14 protein-coding genes are annotated in these 18,595 nt (G+C 53.8%); 7 read left to right on the top strand and 7 right to left on the bottom strand.

All coding sequences use genetic code 11. From position 1 onward, the window contains the following. Positions 1–66 precede the first annotated feature (66 nt). The gene (gene recJ / locus V0288_RS10720) at positions 67–2,031 is read left to right on the top strand and encodes a single-stranded-DNA-specific exonuclease RecJ (protein WP_422661959.1); all 1,965 of its coding nucleotides are present in this window, start codon (positions 67–69) and stop codon (positions 2,029–2,031) included. 280 nt (positions 2,032–2,311) lie between these two features. Here recJ and V0288_RS10715 read toward each other — a convergent pair whose 3' ends face one another. Next, positions 2,312–3,004: a DUF1361 domain-containing protein gene (locus V0288_RS10715; protein WP_332865082.1), complete on the bottom strand. Its 693-nt coding sequence runs from the start codon at positions 3,002–3,004 to the stop codon at positions 2,312–2,314. Positions 3,005–3,059: 55 nt separating this feature from the next. Here V0288_RS10715 and V0288_RS10710 point away from each other — a divergent pair, with 55 nt between their 5' ends. Then, entirely contained in the window at positions 3,060–3,488 is a 429-nt protein-coding gene (locus tag V0288_RS10710) for a hypothetical protein (RefSeq protein WP_332865081.1), read from the top strand. Positions 3,489–3,568: 80 nt separating this feature from the next. Here V0288_RS10710 and V0288_RS10705 read toward each other — a convergent pair whose 3' ends face one another. Further along, positions 3,569–5,002 (bottom strand): DEAD/DEAH box helicase, encoded by a 1,434-nt coding sequence (locus V0288_RS10705; RefSeq protein ID WP_332865080.1) that lies wholly within the window; start codon positions 5,000–5,002, stop codon positions 3,569–3,571. A gap of 44 nt (positions 5,003–5,046) precedes the next feature. Continuing rightward, positions 5,047–6,369, bottom strand: coding sequence for a 30S ribosomal protein S12 methylthiotransferase RimO (gene rimO / locus V0288_RS10700; RefSeq protein WP_332865110.1), 1,323 nt, complete (start codon positions 6,367–6,369; stop codon positions 5,047–5,049). Between the two features lie 183 nt (positions 6,370–6,552). Between rimO and btpA the strand changes: the two genes are divergently transcribed. Next, complete coding sequence (gene btpA, locus V0288_RS10695) at positions 6,553–7,401, top strand: photosystem I biogenesis protein BtpA (RefSeq protein WP_332865079.1); 849 nt, start codon at positions 6,553–6,555, stop codon at positions 7,399–7,401. A 152-nt stretch (positions 7,402–7,553) separates the two neighbouring features. Continuing rightward, entirely contained in the window at positions 7,554–8,537 is a 984-nt protein-coding gene (locus tag V0288_RS10690) for a vitamin K epoxide reductase family protein (RefSeq protein ID WP_422661958.1), read from the top strand. A 72-nt stretch (positions 8,538–8,609) separates the two neighbouring features. Here V0288_RS10690 and V0288_RS10685 read toward each other — a convergent pair whose 3' ends face one another. Further along, entirely contained in the window at positions 8,610–10,133 is a 1,524-nt protein-coding gene (locus V0288_RS10685) for an alkaline phosphatase PhoX (protein WP_332865077.1), read from the bottom strand. Between the two features lie 326 nt (positions 10,134–10,459). Continuing rightward, on the bottom strand, positions 10,460–11,881 hold the full coding sequence (locus tag V0288_RS10680; RefSeq protein WP_332865076.1) for an isochorismate synthase: 1,422 nt from the start codon (positions 11,879–11,881) through the stop codon (positions 10,460–10,462). A 346-nt stretch (positions 11,882–12,227) separates the two neighbouring features. Between V0288_RS10680 and menA the strand changes: the two genes are divergently transcribed. Beyond that, positions 12,228–13,133 (top strand): 2-carboxy-1,4-naphthoquinone phytyltransferase, encoded by a 906-nt coding sequence (gene menA / locus V0288_RS10675; RefSeq protein ID WP_332865075.1) that lies wholly within the window; start codon positions 12,228–12,230, stop codon positions 13,131–13,133. A 7-nt stretch (positions 13,134–13,140) separates the two neighbouring features. Here menA and V0288_RS10670 read toward each other — a convergent pair whose 3' ends face one another. Further along, the gene (locus tag V0288_RS10670) at positions 13,141–14,559 is read right to left on the bottom strand and encodes a glycosyltransferase family 2 protein (protein ID WP_332865074.1); all 1,419 of its coding nucleotides are present in this window, start codon (positions 14,557–14,559) and stop codon (positions 13,141–13,143) included. 217 nt (positions 14,560–14,776) lie between these two features. Here V0288_RS10670 and V0288_RS10665 point away from each other — a divergent pair, with 217 nt between their 5' ends. Next, positions 14,777–16,000 (top strand): bifunctional sterol desaturase/short chain dehydrogenase, encoded by a 1,224-nt coding sequence (locus V0288_RS10665; protein ID WP_332865073.1) that lies wholly within the window; start codon positions 14,777–14,779, stop codon positions 15,998–16,000. Between the two features lie 320 nt (positions 16,001–16,320). On the opposite strand, the gene V0288_RS10660 is transcribed toward V0288_RS10665, so the two are convergent. Next, positions 16,321–17,439, bottom strand: a complete 1,119-nt coding sequence (locus tag V0288_RS10660) for a hybrid sensor histidine kinase/response regulator (protein WP_332865072.1) — start codon at positions 17,437–17,439, stop codon at positions 16,321–16,323. A gap of 483 nt (positions 17,440–17,922) precedes the next feature. Between V0288_RS10660 and V0288_RS10655 the strand changes: the two genes are divergently transcribed. Next, positions 17,923–18,513, top strand: a complete 591-nt coding sequence (locus V0288_RS10655; protein WP_332865071.1) for a PAP/fibrillin family protein — start codon at positions 17,923–17,925, stop codon at positions 18,511–18,513. Positions 18,514–18,595 lie beyond the last annotated feature (82 nt).

Below are 18,595 nucleotides of genomic sequence, written 5' to 3'. Positions count from 1 at the left end.
GTTTTGTTTTTCCCCACCCCGATCGAGTTCCGGTACAATGAACGGCCTATCGATCGCCGTTTCCCCATGCCCTACCGTTATCCCCTCCAACGCTGGCGGATCGCCGAAGTCGAGGCCGATCGGGTCGATCGACTGGCGCAAGAGACCGGATTCCCCCCCCTTCTCGCCACCGTACTCATCAATCGCGGCATCACCACCCCCGAACTCGCCAAACTCCACATCGATCCCGAATCCCACCCCCTCCCCTCCCCGCTCGAAGAATTCCCCGATCTCGCGAAAAGTGTCGATTTATTGGTCGAAACCATTCGATCGGGCGACAGTATCGCCATCTGCGGCGACTACGACGCGGACGGGATGACCAGTACGGCCCTACTCCTGCGCGCTCTCCGTCACCTCGACGCGGAAGTGTATCACGCCATCCCCAGCCGCATGAAGGAGGGATACGGCATCAACAATCGCATCGTCAAAGAATTCGCCGAATCCGGCATCGGATTGATTCTCACCGTCGATAACGGCATCTCCGCCCTCGAACCGATCGCCCTCGCCGTCGAGCTAGGTTTAAGCGTCATCGTCACCGATCACCACGACATCCCCGAAACCCTCCCCCCCGCGGACGCGATCCTCAACCCCAAATTATTACCGGAATCCTCCCCCTATCACGGATTAGCCGGCGTGGGCGTGGCCTACATCCTCGCGGTGAGTACGGCGCGGGAATTAGGAAAATTACAGGGATTAACGGAAAGTTTGCTCGAATTATTCACCCTCGGCACGATCGCCGATCTCGCGCCGTTAGTCGGGGTGAACCGTCGCTGGCTGAAACGGGGATTGCGACGATTACCGCGCTCGCGACTCGCGGGGGTACAGGCTCTCATCCAGATGTCCGGGGTGAGCGACGCACAAAAACAACTGAAACCGGACGATATCGGCTTTAAACTGGGGCCGAGAATCAACGCCATCGGCCGCATCGGCGATCCGGGGACGGTGATCGAACTCCTCACCACCGACGACGCGGGAACCGCGGTAGAAATGGCGATGCGGTGCGAGGAGGTCAACCGCACCCGTCAGGAATTGTGCGAGAGAATCGAACGGGAAGCGATCGAACTCGTGGAAACCACGCCCATCAATTGGCGGGACGCTCGCGTGTTGGTGGTGGTGCGCGACGACTGGCATCACGGGGTGATCGGCATCGTCGCCTCGCGATTGGTGGAGCGTTACGGGGTTCCCGTGTTTATCGGCACCTACGAGGAGGGAGATCCGGGAAAAATTCGCGGTTCCGCCAGGGGAATCGAAGAATTTCACGTTTTTGAAGCGCTGGAATTCTGCCGCGATCTGCTGGGAAAATTCGGCGGTCATAAAATGGCGGGAGGGTTCAGTCTGGAAACGCGAAATCTCGATCGCTTCCAACAACAACTCAGTCAATTCGCTCACCGACTCCTCGAACCCGAACACCTCAAACCCCTGATCGAGATCGACGCGGAAATGGATTTTTCGGAAATCACCGTCGAACTGTTCCAACAGATAGAGAGTCTACAACCCTGGGGCATCGGCAATCAATTCCCGGTTTTCTGGACACCGAATGTCCGCGTGGTAGAACAGCAAAAAGTCGGCAAAAACCACGTTAAATTAATCCTCGCGACAGATGACGACACGAGAGTAAAAGCGATCGCCTGGCGTTGGGCCGAATATCTCCCCCTCCCGAACCGCATCGACATCGCCTACAAACTCCAAGAAAATAGTTGGCAGGGCGATCGCTCGATCGAGATCGAACTGATCGGAATGCGTCTCCCGGCGGAAAAAAACGGCGGTAAAAAAGCGCGCTTCGTCCACGAGGGACGTTTCTATGCCTGTAGCTTTTTAGAATCTCTCAACGAGATCCGCATTAAAAACGAGCGGGGGGAAGTTCTCGCCGTTCAAAAGGGTCAAAAAATCGGCTTATTAGGCTATAGTCGCGATAACGCTCGATCGGTAGATGTCACCCAACCGAATTTCTACTCCCTGATCAAAGCGGCCGTGAAAGCTCTGGCACTTTAAGGAGGTAGACGCGAATAACCATCACATGAGCGGGTTAGCGAAGCGTGACCCACCGAACCGCGGGAGTCAGGAGTCAGAAAAAATTGCAGAGATCTGTTATCTAATACCAAGCCGAGAACTGTAGCTTGACTTTCCCGAATTGGTATTAATTAATTGTATCGGGCTACTGATAGCAAAAATGGGTATTTAGGAGGTTTTCAATTGTAAAATTCTTATCTGGCAAAGGTTTCAGCTATTTATTCCTCTAGCCGTCCCTGTCTTCATTATAGAAGTTTCGTGTTTAGTTTCTTCGGCTCGACTCTACCTGATAACTCACGAATCGCGAACCACCATTAGACTTTTTTTTTACTTTCCCGTTTTTGAGTAAACAGGGAAAAAGAGCGAGATCGATTCGCTTCACCAACCCGTACAATCCCCAGATAATTAAGAAGCTAATTAGCGTGAAAACGAACGGACGTTTTTCCAGAAAATTATCGAAACCCCGGAAAACCTCATCGGGTTGGGCGAGAATATCCCAACTGTTGAGTCGGAGAAATCTTCCCAGATAGATCCCGATCGCCGAGAGCGCGTGCATCCCTAACTCTAACGGCAACGCGAATCGTTTTAAATTTTCTTTCCCGAGATAAAACTCTACATTAATCAAGGAAAGAACATAAGCTTGAAATCCCGCGAAGAGAAATAAACTATACTGCGGGATCAACACCAGAATGATGATCCCGGTAGAATAGCCCAGACGGACATAGTAAATAAAATGAATGATATCGGTGAGAATATAGGGCGCGTTCGGTAAAAAAGCGAGAAATACCCAGAAAATAACCCACCAAGCCCAAGAACGGGAACGCGCGCGACGGAATAACCAAATACTGCAAAATAAAGGAATAAAAGCGAGGAAAGAATTCCAGAGAATCCGATCGGTACTGAGGTGAAAAACCCGCCACGCGGTCTGTAACCAATTCCAAGTAGAAGGGAACATCGATCGCCACCGATTCGAGCTTGGTCTTTCCTAGTGTAGACCGATCCTTAATTTTGTGGGGGGTCGGCCCGCCGAGCGGAACGGTGCGGGAGACGGGGACGCGCCGGATAACCGTCGGGCGATCGAGATCGTCACCCCCATCCAAAACGAGGTAGGGTTCTCGCTCGATTTCCCTACCCGCGCGATCGCCCGCTCCGGTTCCCCCGACGGAAAAACGCGCGTCCCGGCAAGCCGAGAGCCACTAGCTCCCGTGAGATCTCCCCGTTCCCCTAGGAACGCGCTAACACGTTGGTTGAAGAACGTTCAATTTCGCGGTCGATTGACGCTTCGATCGTTAAGTCTAGCGATCGATCCGAGATCCCGAACCGATAAATATATCTTTTGTAAGATGACTCGATCGCCATCGAGCGGTATTGAAAAAAATTCGGCAAAAAAAAACGATCGACAGAATCGATCGGGTCGTGGGATACGCGGGGATCGGTAATTTTCTCGACCGATCGCCACCCCCGTCCGGAAGAATTTTCGAGAGCGGCTCACGGGTTAAGCGCGCTCCCGCTCCCTCTCTTACCGCTCTTGGAAAGCGATCTTTCTGTCCGTATAGGGACGGGGATTATTGGACTTGGGGTACTTACCGCCGCGGGGCGTTTTGTTGATGATCGGTTTATTGGAAACGGGCGCGGGAACTTCCCAATCGGTTTTCATCCACTGCGGGCAGTTCTGATCGTAGACCATCTGTAACGCGGCGGCGGCGATCGCCTGCGGATCGTACTCCTCGCTTAACTCCCGTACCAGGGGCAAGAACGAGGCCATCCGTTCCCCGGACAGGGCTTCTTTCAACTGATTTTGCAGTTTCGCCAGTCGTTTCGCTTCCACTTCCGCCCGGCTGGGAATGTTGCTCGTCTCTAGACGCTGACGTAAACGCTGTTCGATCTGGCGCAGGAGACGACGATCGATCGGTTCGACGAGGGAGATCGCCGTCCCGGTTTTCCCGGCGCGACCGGTGCGGCCGATGCGGTGGATATAGGTTTCCGCGTTGTCCGGCAGATCGTAGTTAATAACGTGGCTGAGATTTTCCACGTCCAGACCGCGGGCCGCGATATCGGTCGCCACCACCAGTTTAATTTTCCCCTCGCGGAAACGTTGTACGAGGCGTTCGCGTTGGATCTGGCTGAGGTTGCCGTGGTATTCATCCACCGTTTGCCCGGCTTCTTGCAGTTTGCTGGTGAGTTCCGCCGCGGTCTGTTTCGTCCGCACGAAGATAATCGCCGATTCTAACGCCTCGATCTCTAGCAGGGGTTGCAGGACTTTCAATTTCGTCCAACCGCGGGGAACCATGTAAATCTTCTGTTCGATTTTCGTGGGAGCCGCTTGGGGTTGGGAGATCGTCACGGAAACGGGAGATTTAAGGAAATTGGCGATCAGATCCCGGATCTCGCGGGGCATGGTCGCGGAGAAACAAGCGGTCTGCCGGGTTTTCGGTGAGGCTTGGAGGATTTTCTTCACGTCATCGATAAAGCCCATACTGAGCATTTCGTCCGCTTCATCGAGAACGGCCCAGTTGAGGGATTCGAGATGGAGTTTGTTGCGATCGAGCAGATCGATCACCCGTCCGGGGGTTCCGACGACGATCTGCACGCCTTTTTCCAGACTGCGGATCTGCCGTTCCATCGATTGCCCGCCGCAAACGGTCAGGATAAAGAGACGGCGATCGTTGGAAAAATCTTTGATCGCGCTGGCCACCTGTTGCGCTAACTCGCGGGTGGGGGTGAGGATCAGCGCCTGCACGTTGGGATTTTTCGTGTCGATCCGCTCCAGTAGGGGCAGGGAATAGGCGGCGGTTTTGCCGGTTCCCGTCTGGGACATCCCTACCATGTCATGCCCTTCGAGAAGGAGGGGAATCGCCTTCGTTTGAATTTCGGTGGGGGTGGTAAATCCGAGCGTTTCTAAATGTTGGAGACGGCTATCGGATAGACCTAAGTTTTGGAAGCCAGTTGTCATAAGGATCGTTTTGTTTGAGTGGGATAGTTGAAATCAAGATAAGTTCAAACGATCTCGCCGTAGAGATCGTACACGTCGGCAGAAGTAATTCTGACGGGGACGATCGAGCCGAGAATCGCTTCTCCGGTCACGTAAACCAAGCCGTCCACCTCGGGGGAGAAGCGGGCGGAGCGCCCGATCAATTCGCCCGTTTCGGGGTTTTCCTGTTCGATCAGCACCTCGACGGTCTGACCCACTTGAGCCTGATTTTTGCGCTCCGAGATCGGCTGTTGTGCCAGCATTAACCGCTCGCGTCTCGAGTCCATGACGGACTCCGGAACCCGATCGCTTAAATCGAAGGCGCTCGTTCCCTCTTCGGCGGAAAAGGTGAACACCCCGACATGATCGAATTCATGACGCTGGACGAATTCTAGGAGGTGGGTAAACTGTTCCTCGGTTTCCCCGGGGAAGCCCACGATAAAAGTCGTTCGTAAAACCGCGTTCGGGATCGCTGTCTTGATCCGCTCGATAATGCCATCGTTGACGCGCCCTTGCCAGGGACGGTTCATCGCCCGAAGGATATCGGGATGGGAATGTTGAAGCGGCAAGTCTAGATAGGGTAAAACATTCGGGGTCTCTCGGATCGCTTCGATAACCTTTGGCGTTAACCCGGTCGGGTAAGCGTAGTGAACGCGAATCCAAGGTATATCGACTTCTCCCAGCGCTCGCAAGAGTTCCGCTAATTTGGGTTCGCCATATAAGTCTAACCCATAATTGGTTGTAATTTGCGAGATCAGAATTAATTCTTGTACGCCCTGGGCCGCGAGTTGTTTCGCCTCGTTGACGATCGACTCGATCGATCTCGATCGTTGATCCCCTCTCAAGCTCGGGATAATACAGAACGCGCACCGGTAATCACAGCCCTCCGCCACCCGGAGATAGGCCACTCCCTCGGTGGTTGTCCGGTAGCGGGGAAGATTCTCGTCGGCGATAAAAGTCGGGTTCGCGGAGATCTCCCGGACTCGTTTACCCTGTTCGATTTGGTTAATCACCTCGACAATTTTATGATAATCTCCCGTTCCGACCGTCGCGACGGCTTCCGGTAGCTCGTCGAGGAGATTCCCCCCCTGAAGCCAGTCATGCTGTACCATACAGCCGGTGACGATAATTTTTTTATCGGCCCTCGCCAGTTCCAGGAGGGTATCGATCGATTCTTGGCGCGCGTCGCCGATAAAACTACAGGTATTGACAATCACGTAATCGGCGAATTCTTCGTCGGTATCCACGGAGTAACCCGCTTCCACCAGTAATCCCAGCATATGCTCGGAGTCGATGCGGTTCTTCTCGCAACCCAGGTGCGAGATAGCGATGGTCGGCTTATTGCCCATGCGATCGAGTATCAAGGGAATCTTAAACTTCTTCAATGTTAAGACATTTTAACGGATTCGGGAATTGATAAAATTGATTTCGACGAAAGATTTCTCTCTACTTTCCGGGAGATCCGGGCGATCGCCTTGCTAAGATATAGGATCGGCAAAATTGTTTCGGGACGCTATAAGAGTGCAGAGGCCGTGAATTTAACTCGAATTTTCAACACGACAACCCCGATTATCGGCGTGGTTCATCTCGCGCCCCTGCCCACCTCGCCACGCTGGGGGGGGAATTTGAAAGCGGCGATCGAGCGGGCGGAACAGGAGGCGACCGCGCTGGCGGCCGGGGGAGTGGACGGCCTGATCGTCGAGAATTTCTTCGACGCGCCCTTTACCAAAGATCGGGTCGATCCGGCGGTGGTCAGCGCGATGACCCTGATCGTCGATCGCCTGAAAAATCTCGTCGTTCTGCCGATCGGTCTCAACGTTTTGAGAAATGACGCTCACAGCGCGATGGCGATCGCCACCTGCACCAACGCCCGATTTATCCGCGTCAACGTGTTAACCGGCGTGATGGCCACCGATCAGGGCATTATCGAGGGACGGGCCCACGAACTCCTGCGCTACCGCCGGGAATTGGGATCGGAGGTGGCCATTCTCGCCGATGTCCTCGTCAAACACGCCCGGCCCCTGGGAACCCCGAATTTAACGACGGCGGTGAGCGACACGATCGAGCGGGGTCTAGCGGACGGGATCATTCTCTCCGGTTGGGCCACCGGTAGCCCCCCGAGTTTCGAGGATCTAGAACTGGCCCGCGCGGCCGCGGGGGGAACGCCCGTTTTGATCGGCAGTGGGGCCGATCCCGACAATATCGGCCAACTCCTACAATCCGCCGACGGGGTGATCGTCGCCAGTTCCCTCAAACGGAACGGCAAGATCTCTGAACCGATCGATCCCATCCGCGTCGCCCGTTTCGTCGAGGCCGCCCGACAGGTGGGGAATCGGGAGTCGGGAATCGGGAGTCGGGAATTAAAAGAAATCTCGCCGTGAAGAAAAATCAAAATCTTCTCGGTCGGTTAAACTGTCTTCAGAAAAGGTTGTTACAATCGCGGGTAGTTAACCGTCCGGAAAACTCTCGCGATCTCCAGAAATTTTGACTCCCTCCCCCGGTGAGGGATTGTATTCTCGCACAGATAACTATGATTCGTCGTCGTTCTACTCCGTGGCTTCATCGCTATTCCCGTCCCCTGATCGGTGGTATCGCGATCGTGGGCGCGACCCTGACCGCCTACCTGACGATTACCAAGCTGACGGGAGGAACCACCGTTTGTGTCGAAGGGGGGGGCGGGTTCGGTTGTAGTGGCGTTCTCAACAGTGCCTACGCGACCGTTTTCGGACTGCCCTTGAGTCTTTTCGGGTGTCTCGCCTACCTGTGGATGGCGTTTTTCTCTCTCAGTCCCCTTTTTCTCAACGGGGAAAGCCAGAAAAACCGCCGCAAAGCGTGGGAAAACACCACCTGGCCGTTTTTACTGGTGGGCGCGACCTCGATGGCCGTGTTTAGCGGTTATTTGATGTTTATTCTCTTTACCGAACTGAAGGAATTCTGTCCCTACTGTATTACCTCGGCCCTGTTTTCTCTGAGTATGCTCACGTTAACCGTACTGGGACGGGAATGGGAAGGAATCGGACAAATTCTCTTCCCGGCGATCGTGGTGGCGATGATCACGTTAGTGGCCACGTTAGCGATCTACTCCGGCGTGAATACTCCGGCTACCGCGGGAGGGAAGGTGGAATTCAGCCGACCGATGACGGCGGCCAGTCCCCCGAACGGGTGGGAGGTGACGACAACTTCGGGAGAGTCGGAAATCGCGCTGGCCAAACACCTCAAAGCGATCGGGGCGAAAGAGTACGGCGCGTTCTGGTGTCCCCACTGTTACGACCAGAAGCAGTTATTCGGTAAAGAAGCGAACGAGATCTTGAAAAAAGAGAGCGTGTATACCGAGTGCGATCCCCAAGGCGCCAACCCGAACCCGAAAGCCTGTACGGCCGCGGGGGTAAAAGGATTCCCCACTTGGGTTATCAAAGGACAGACGGTATCGGGAACCCAGAGTTTGGAAAAACTCGCGGAATTATCCGGCTACAAAGGGCCGAAAGACTTCAAATATAAAATGCCGGGACGGGGCTAGGCGATCGATCCCGAAAAAAAAGAAAAAAGGTAGGGCGAGAAACCCTACCTTTTCGCGTTCCGGTCGCGCCCGTTAACGATGACGGCGCTTCAGCCAAACGCCCGCCATGAACAGTCCACCGGCGAAAACCATCGGAACGTTGGAAGGTTCGGGAACCCCGGCCGCGGCGGCGGTAGAAGGATTATAGAGAGCGAGTAGCTGTCCGCCTTCCACCAATTCACCGGAGATCGGGTAATGAGCCTGAACGTCTAACAAGAACCAGCCGGGGCCGAGAATATCCTCCATATCGATAATTCCGGAAGATTCCTCGTCTTGGGTCAAGAAATTCGCCCCACCGGAGAGGAACCGACTCGGATCGTGTTGGGCGATCGGTGTGAGGGTATCGGTCGCGATGTTGTACTGCCAGATCTTGCCGATGTGAGCGTTATTACCCACATCTTCTTGTAGGAGGATATTGCCGTACTTATCGATACCCAGGTTATCGAGCATCCGTTGTCCTTCCGTACCGTCGAGAAGCATTTCGACCACACCGCCTAAAGTCGGATCGGCGATATTATCGAAGCGTAGTCTCCATAAACGGCTTGGACTGTTGAAAGCGTTCGTGGTGGCGAAATAGAACTCGTTGGGATTCAAGGGATTCCATAGACCGTCTTCCGGGCGGAGAAACGCCGTCACGCCCGCCGCGACACTTTGGGTTTGAAGGTTAGCTCCCGTGGTGTTGGCAACATTCCCGAGATTCGTGAGGTTGAATCGGGTATTGGGAGCGATCGAGGTGGTATTTGTCTCGGCGGTTATACCGGCGATCGAGATCCCGTAAAGATTCCCGCCGTTGAGTCCCGCTTTATCGATCTCGGTTCCCGTGTTCGTTTTATCGCCGATGTAGAAGTACACCTGTCCGCCGTTACTGTCATCCGTACCCGCCACGATCGTTTTGTCACTGGCGAAGGGATTGGCCAGGGAGTTTTCCCAACTAAATTTACCGAGATAGGGGAGTTCGTAGGAAGTACCCGCGCTCGCGCCCGTGACGATGTGGGCGAAGGCCCGGCCTTCCGCCCCGGTCTCTTCCCCGTTCATGTAGATCCGCGCGGTGGTTCCCAATCCGGAGGTCGCGTTAAAGAAGGCGGAAACGGCGGGAAGATCCCCCGAACAGAAACGGGCGAAGGATGTTGTTCCGGGGGTAAAACCGTTACCGTTCCAAAGTTGTACGGTTTGGGTCAGATCGCTTCCGTTCAAGACGGCGAGCGTGGATTTATCGATGACCCACTTGGAGACGAACGCGCCGGTGGAACCGTGAGCGCGGGGGACTCCCGAAGTCGCTCCCAGTTCGTGGTTCATCAGTACGGTAAAGGTTCCGTCGCCGTTGTCGAAGGCTCCGAGACCGTCGGGAATGCCCACCATCCGGTAGGGAGTAACCCCGTCGGGTTTGAGATTAACGGAATCGCCCACGGTCAAGATCGATTTCGTGATCGCGCCGGGGGCCGTGGGCAGGACGTAGGGAGTTTGGGAACTGCTCGGGCCTTGAACCTGGGCGACCGCGGGAACGGCGAGCGCGGCGGTCAGTAGGGTGGAGACAGCAAAGGAGCGCGGGCTTAACATATTTCCTATTTTCGCGAGGTGGGGCTGGTGTGCAACGGCCTGGCCCGCCGAAGATTAGCGATCGATCCGGAAATTGTCCCTTCTAAAAAGTAGGACGGGTCAAAAGTTTTCCGGGTCAAATATAAAGCGATCGTTAAATGGTAAGCGCGATAATTTCGGTGACTTACAGACCGTCCATTCCGAAATTAGAGAACTATTTTTAAGGTTTGGATAAGAAAAGAATAACCGTAATTTAAGTTTCGGTTTCTGGCAACAATTATTGATAATTTTGTAAATAAAATATTAATAAAAAACACTTTTTCTCTATACCGTCTATAATTAAACGCTCAGAGTAACGCGTTCAGAAGCGCCTGAAATTTCAGTTGGATCTCGGCGAGTTCTCGCTCGGGATCGGAACCGGCGACGATGCCCGCGCCCGCGTACAGTCTCGCCCGATCGCCCTCGATCAGGGCCGATCGGATGCCGACGATAAATTCACTATTGCCCCGACCGTCGATCCAACCGAACGGGGCGGCGTATAGCGATCGCTCGAAGGTCTCGTACTGCCGGATCTCGGCGAGGGCGATCTCGGTGGGAACGCCCGCCACGGCCGGGGTCGGGTGCAGTCGGGCGATGATTTCCAGGGGGTGGATAGCGTCCGGTAGCGTGGCGTGGATCGGTGTCCAGAGATGTTGAATATTGGAGAGCTTTAAGAGGCGGAAAGGAGAAAGACGCGGGTTCAGTCCCAGTTCGCTCAGTTTCCCGGCGATAAAGTCGCTAACCGCTTGATGTTCCCGTCTTTCTTTCTCGCTGGCCAGGAGTTTTCCGGCGAGCGCGTCATCCTCGATCGGGTTTCTTCCCCGCGGGGCCGATCCGGCGAGGGCATCGGTGCTGAGTTGACCGTCGCGAACGCTTAACAACCGTTCCGGACTCGCGCCGATAAAATGGTGTCCCCGGCCATCGCTAACGGCGAAAACCGAACAATCGGGATAGCGTTCGCGCAGGTTATCGAGACAGGTGACGATATCGAAAGGAACCGGGGAGATGACATCGAGGGCGTTGGCGAGAACGAGTTTACTGAAGCGTCGCGCCTCGATCGAGCGTAACGCGTCGGTGACGGCGGCTTGAAAATCGTAGGTCGGGTGAATCCGGTAGTCGCGGGACTCCCGCTCGCGATAAGCCCGCGGGAACCGTAAGACATTGCGCGGGTGTTTTTGCAGGAGTTGGAGTTGTTCGGTAATCTCCTCGATCGAGGGTTCGATCGCGAGATCGGCGCTGAGGGGTAAATTAGCGAGCAGATAATAGTCGGCGCGTCGTTGGACGATCTGGAATTTCGGCAGGGCGATCGTCGCGGGGGGAAAGGGGGAAGAGAGATCCGAATCGAAAAAAGTAAAACTACAAAAAACGCGCGGGGTGATGTCCGAATAGCGATCGATTTTGAGAATTTTTTTCTGAGAGGTTTCAATAAATTGTCGCGCTTTACTAAATCGTTGATAGGAAGGGAAGGTCGCGGAGAGAGCGTTTCCGTAACCCAAAACGGCCGTTTCCTCCCGGCGATTTTCCCAGTAATAAACGGTCGGGGAGGAAAGGGAGATCACCCCGAGAATTTCCAGGAGATCGACCGGGGATATCTTCTGACAGAAACTAATGACCGGGGAAGTCCCGTTCCCGGCCAATCTCGATTGACAGTCACGCAGGAAGCGATACAGGCCGGGGAAATCGGCGATCGGGCGATCGGGATAGGGAACGCGGGGAACGGCAGGGGTCATGTAAAGTTATTTGTAAAGTTTTCTACAAAAAACGTGATTAATGGTATGTCAGTTTAAGGGGTCTCCTCGCGAAGAAGGTTCGATCGGCGCTCGTTTTCCGCTCGATTCCCTATCGCTCGATCCTATGGTATCGAAGAAAGGGTGTTTAGTCAGCTAGACGGCAACGAAAGCCCGATCGTCGCGCGCTTCGCGGGGGAAATCGATTGTACAGCGTCTCTCGAAAATTCGCGGTACATTTCCCTCTTGCCTCTCACGCGAGTGCCTCTTGCCCCCTCCGAAAACCCGTACCTCGTCTCTAGAAAAAAGGCTATCTATCCGACCCGATTCTCTGACGATTTCCTATCTTATGACCACGAGCAATTTTCTCGAACCCTCGAAAAAAAAGTTATGGCTGGCGGCGATTAAACCGCCGATGTATAGTGTGGCCATCATCCCGATTCTCATCGGAACCGCGATCGCCTATCAGGAAACCGGTAAATTTAATCCCGCGATTTTTTGGACATTTATCCTGTCGGCGATCGCCATTCTCGCCTGGGAGAATCTTAGTAATGATGTTTTCGACTCCGAAACGGGAATCGATAAAAATAAAGCCCATTCCGTTGTTAATTTAACGGGAAATAAAACCCTAGTTTTTTGGATTAGTATTCTGTTTCTCGTCTCGGGAATCTCGGGAATTCTGGCGATCGGCTACTGGCAGGGAGACGGCATCGTTCTCGGTTTGGTGTCACTCTGTTGCGCGTTGGGCTATACCTATCAGGGGCCGCCGTTCCGCTTGGGCTATCGGGGATTGGGGGAAATTATCTGTTTCCTAACGTTCGGGCCGATGGCGATCGAGGCGGCCTATTATTCCCAGGCAGGTACTTTTTCCCTTCCCAGTTTAGCGGCCTCGGTACTTATCGGCATTACCACCTCGATCATCCTCTTCTGTTCCCATTTCCATCAGGTAGAAGACGATATCGCGGCCGGGAAAAAATCGCCGATCGTCCGTTTGGGAACCGCGCTCGGTTCGCGGGTGTTAGCCCGCGTGACGTTCCTCGTTTACCTCCTCGTCGCGATCGGGATTCCGGCCGGGATCTATCCGATGGCGACGGCGCTGATCTTTCTCAGCTTTCCCTTCGCCTGGCAGTTAGTCCGTCACGTTGGCCGGAATCACGATCGACCGGATCTCGTCAGTAACTGCAAGTTTCTCGCGGTGAACCTGCACTTTTTTAGCGGGATTTTTCTGGTCGCGGGTTATCTATTATCGGCGTGAACCGGAACTATCCCGACACCTCTAGGTTCTCGCCGCCGTGAACGGTTTTCACCCACTTCAGACGTTTGGGACGGATCGCCATTCTCGCGGTGACGCTGGGAATGATCACGAACCAGTGCATCATATAGATCGTTCCTTGCAGGGTTCGGCCGAGAATTCCCCAAAAACCGAGCTTATTCTCGGAATTCACCCGACGCAGACCCGTGACCATTCCCCAACTGGAGAGGGTGAGAACCAATCCCGTTAGGGGCGCGAACACGGGGGATTGATGACGGGTAACGGTGACGAGAAGATCGGGAATGGCGGCCGCGGGCAGAAGGTACTGGATCAGGAGGAAAGCGAAGAGATCGAATTTTTTCGTCGGGCCGAGGGGCGCTTTGACGATCGCTTTCCAATAGTCGAGATAACGCTGATAACCGCCCTCGGCCCAGCGATTGCGTTGATGCCAGAGCGCTTTCGCGGTCGTTACCCCTTCCTCTTCCACCGCGGGGGACACGAGGGTGTCAACTTTCCAGTTGTCGAGATGGAGGCGGATGGTGAGATCGAGGTCGTCGGTGATCGTTTGTTCGTTCCAACCGCCGCAACGGTTGAGGGCGGTACGGCGGACGAATTGACCGTTGCCCCGTAGTTCCCCGATTCCCCGGACGGCGACGCGTTGTTGTTGGAAACAGCTATCGAAGCTCATTTCTACCGCCTGTCCCCGCGTCCAGAAGTTTTCCGAGGCGTTAACGATCGATTTACGAACCTGTACCGCGCCGGTTCGTTCGCCATCGAACATCGGCACGACATGGCGCAGTAAATCGGCCGTAACTCCCGCGTCGGCATCGAAAACGCCGATAATTTCCCCTTTCGTGAGCGGTAAAACCTGATTGAGCGCGCCGGATTTACCGCCTCCCGCGTTGGCCGGCCGGTGGATGACGTGTAGTTGGGGGTACTGTAGGGCGAGTCGATCGAGCAGGGGGCCGGTTCCATCGGTACTGTAATCATCGACGATCCACACCTCGTAGCGATCGGCCGGATAATCGAGATGGCAGAGGCGATCGACCAATCGCGCGATCACCGTTTCCTCGTTTTTCGCCGCCACCAGTAACGACACGATCGGGGCGGTCGCGAGCGCCGAGTCGGTTAACGGTTCCGGGGGACTTTCCGGCGCGGTAAAGGCGAGACGTAGGCCGTGGAGGGACAGGACGATCGTTAGCGCGATCACCACCTCCGAACCCCAACTTACCCAGTGGAGTCCGATGGTGATCAACCAGATCAACATCAGGAGGACGGCCGCTTTCCGTCTCCGTCCCGATAATCCCTGGAAGATCTCGCTTCTAAATTCATCTTCCTCGTCTTCCGGATCGGACCATTCGGACAGGAGAGAACCTAGGGGATCTAACTCTTCGCTATCATCCTCTCGCGGCCAATAATTTTCTGCCATAATCGACTCGGGTTACGTGATTTCTTAAGGTAGATGCGGGTTATCTTGCTATATTTTACCCACAATTGTTAAAATTTTTAACAGAGTTTAAAGCGTATTTGGAAAAAGACAGCGTGATTTAGGTGATTTACGGTCTTATTCGGACGATATCGCCGCTTGTCGCGAAAATCCATCTCGTTCATGATGCCTTAATAAAAATTTAACCCGATCGGCCGATATGTCAAGCCTCCTAACTAACCTCGCACTGATTGTTTTCTCGATTCTCTGGGTGGAGATCGTCCGCGATAGCTACCACACCCTCGCCCACTATTGGTCGCCGCTCTACCGTCTCCACAACTGGCACCATCGGGTTTTCCGTCCCGATCTCTCGCCGGTGAGCGGGGAGATCTACCGGAAAGCGCACTGGTACAACGACGTTCCCGAAGCGTCGGTGATGCTATTGTTGAGTTTACTGCCTCTGTCCCTGGCTTACCTGTGGGGGATCGATCGGGCTTGGTTAGGAGCGAGCGGGACGATTTACACGTTATTTTTTCTCGTCAGCGCGATCGGCCGGGGATTGGGAATCGAGGGGGTGGAGGAATTAACCGATCTCACCCATCGTCCGGGCGCGTTCGAGGCGGCCCCGGCCCGTTGGCGGGTGAATCGAACCTATCACTGGCGGCATCATTTCGATAATCAGAAGGCTTATTACTGCGGGACGGTCACGCTTTTGGATCAGCTTATGGGTACGGCACTCTCGTTAAAAGGGAAAACGATCGCCATCACGGGAGCGAACGGGACATTAGGGCGATCGCTCTTGAAACGGTTACACGGGGAAGGCGCGAAGTTAATCGCGTTAACCTCGGGAGAGCGGGAAATCTCGATCGATATCGACGGGAAACCGGTAAATATAAAAACGATTCAATGGAGTATCGGGCAGGAATCGGCGCTCGCGGATGTATTGGAGTCGATCGATATTTTAATTCTCAATCACGGGATTAACGTTCACGGCGCTCGGGACGCGGAAGCGATCGAGGTATGCTACGAGGTGAACGCGTTCTCGGTGTGGCGATTGATGGAACTGTTTTTAACCACGGTGCGGACGAACGAGCAGATCGCCCGGAAAGAGGTTTGGATCAATACTTCGGAAGCGGAATGCAATCCGGCGTTCAGTCCTCTATACGAGTTGAGTAAGCGGACGATCGGCGATCTCGTCACGTTACGCCGTCTGGACGCGCCCTGTGTGATTCGGAAGTTAATTCTCGGGCCGTTTAAAAGTAATTTAAACCCGATCGGGATCATGTCCGGGGACGGGGTGGCGCGCTCGATCGTAAAAGCGGCCAAACGCGATACCCGGAATATTATCGTCACCATTAACCCGATCACTTTTATCGCTTTTCCGATCAAGGAATTTTTCGTTTCTTTGTACTTTAAATTATTTACTAAAGGAGTCAAAAAATAGTTTTTAGCTATCAGCTATCAGCGGTCAGCTTTTAGCTCGAATTATAAATCGCGTTGAACGAAACAAAATCCCACCATTAATCCCATCCGCAATTACTGTAGGGGCGCAAGGCTCGCGCCCTTAATTTTTCTAATCCCGAAGACTACAATTCTCGCATCTTTGATTTTTGACTATCCAAAAATTTCAACAATCACGATTCATGAAAAAAATATATATTTTATGGACTTATGAACTATCGTCCTCCTGACTCCTGACTCCTGACTCCTGACTCCTGACTTCTGACTCCTGGCCCCTAACTCATTAGGAATTCTAAAAGAGGCCTAAAGAGGTTTTGCTACCGGTAAGGTAAACCAAAAGCGAGTTCCTTTTTCGTCACCGGAATTTGCGCCGATCTCGCCACCGTGAGCGCTGATAATCTGACGGCATAAATATAAACCCAATCCGAGACCGATCGCCTGTTTTCCCGTTCCGCGATGGTAGCGATCGAACAGATGTTTCGCCTGTTCCTCGGCGATCCCGATCCCGTCATCGGCGATCTCGCAGAGAACGAAATCATTGTTTACTTCCGCGGAAATCGAGATCGTTACTCCCGACGGATTGTGTTTGAGCGCGTTGGCGAGTAAATTTTCAAACACGCGCCAGAGATGGTGAGAGTCGGCGTTTACGGGGGGTAAATCCTCGGGGACTTTATCGATTAATTTCGCTTGATGTTCTTCGAGTCTCAGCGTCCATTCCCGATCGATCTTCCCGACGAGTTCCGGGAGAGATAAAGGGTTACATTGTAGGGAAAGTCCCCAGATCTCGTTCTGTCGGGTTTCCACGAGGGAATCGATCAGGGTGAGTTGTCGATCGCAACTGTCGAGCATCTGTTGTAATACCGACGGGGAAATCTCGATCGATTCTCCGGACGCTTTTTTTTGGAGATGGTTCAAGATTAGGGACATCCCGATCACCGGGTTGCGGAGATCGTGAGAGACCGCGTGTAAGTAAACTTCTAACGTTTCTTCCGCGGTTTTCCGGCGATCGATCTCGTCCTGTAACTGTTTTTTCTGACGGGCGATCGTTAATTGATTCTCGATCCGGGCGATCGCTTCCTCGTCTTGAAAGGGTTTGGAAATATAATCCACTCCCCCCACTTGAAAGGCTTTCACCTTGTCTAACACGTCATCGAGCGCGCTGAGAAAAATCACCGGGATCTCGCGGGTATTTTCGTCTTCCTTCAAGCGTCGGCACACTTCATAGCCGTCGAGATCGGGCATATTGATATCGAGGAGGATCAGATCGGGAGCGCGCGATCGAACCGTATTTAATGCCGTCTGTCCGTTTAACGCTTTCCGTACCTGATACCCCGCGGACGCGAGCAGGATCGACAACAGCCGTAAGTTATCCGGCATATCATCGACGACTAAAATACTGCCCCGTACCGTTGTTTGATTCATGCCTGTATTGTATTACGGGAAAGTGTACATCGGCGATTAGGCGTTAAAAACGAGTTCCCCGCGGTTCCCCGGAAGAAATCATCGCTTGTTCGGGGGTCACCGTCAGTAATTTTACCGTCAGACAGACCGGAGAGAATCCGGAGATCCGGAATCTAACCAACCGGGAACCGAGATCGGGAGGAATCGGAACCGGTGAAAGTATTAAAATTTTTTGTAAAGGTAGCGGTCGTCATACCGCCGGACGAAGTGCCTTTCTCACCCTAGAATTCGATGTTTAAGCGTCGGTAAGCGCTCGGTTAAAACCGATCCGATTTTCCAAAAGCGAAAGGCACGCGCGAGAATTGTAACGGGAGAAATTACGGGGGTTTCGCGATTGTATCGATCGATAACAAAAGCCGGCGCGGGGAATGGTGATTTTCGCGGGAGATTTAGTAGAGTGGAACTATGCGGTGTCGAACCTTGACGAACGCGGGAGAAAAATAGATGAGTGTGAAAGCGAAATTACTGGAAACGATCGCCGGACGGAATCGGGGACTGTTGGTAACGGAAGCGGATCGGGTACGGATTCTCGGGGCGATCGAACAACTCGAAGATACGAACCCCAACCCGAAACCGATCGAGGTCAAGCATTTACTCTCGGGAAACTGGCGCTTACTGTTCACCACTAGCCGGGGAATTCTGGGGATCGATCGCTTTCCTCTCTTTCAACTCGGGCAGATCTATCAATACATCGACGCGGATTCGGCGAAACTTTACAATATCGCCGAAATTGTCGGGGTTCCCTTGCTAGAAGGAACGATCGCCGTGGCCGCGACGTTTGAACCGATGTCCGATCGACGCGTCGCGGTGAAATTCGAGCGCTCGATCCTCGGTTTCCAACGCTTTTTAAATTATCGATCGCCGCGGGAGTTTATCGAGTCGATCGAGAGCGGCCAGAAATTTCCCCCGTTCGATTTCTCGATCGAGAATCGGGAACAGCGCGGCTGGCTGGAAATCACCTATCTCGACGAGGATTTACGTGTCGGCCGCGGCAACGAGGGCAGTGTTTTCGTGTTAGCGAAGGAAAAATCCTAACGCGGGTGAATTCTTGGCGCGAGATCTATCTCTTATCCTGACAGAGTATCGCGATCCGTCCCGCGATAGATAAGAGATAACG

The organism is Pannus brasiliensis CCIBt3594 (assembly GCF_036688125.1).
Lineage (GTDB): Bacteria > Cyanobacteriota > Cyanobacteriia > Cyanobacteriales > Microcystaceae > Pannus > Pannus brasiliensis.
The sequence above is the reverse complement of the archived record's forward strand: the minus strand, read 5'-3'. Positions and strand labels throughout refer to the sequence as shown.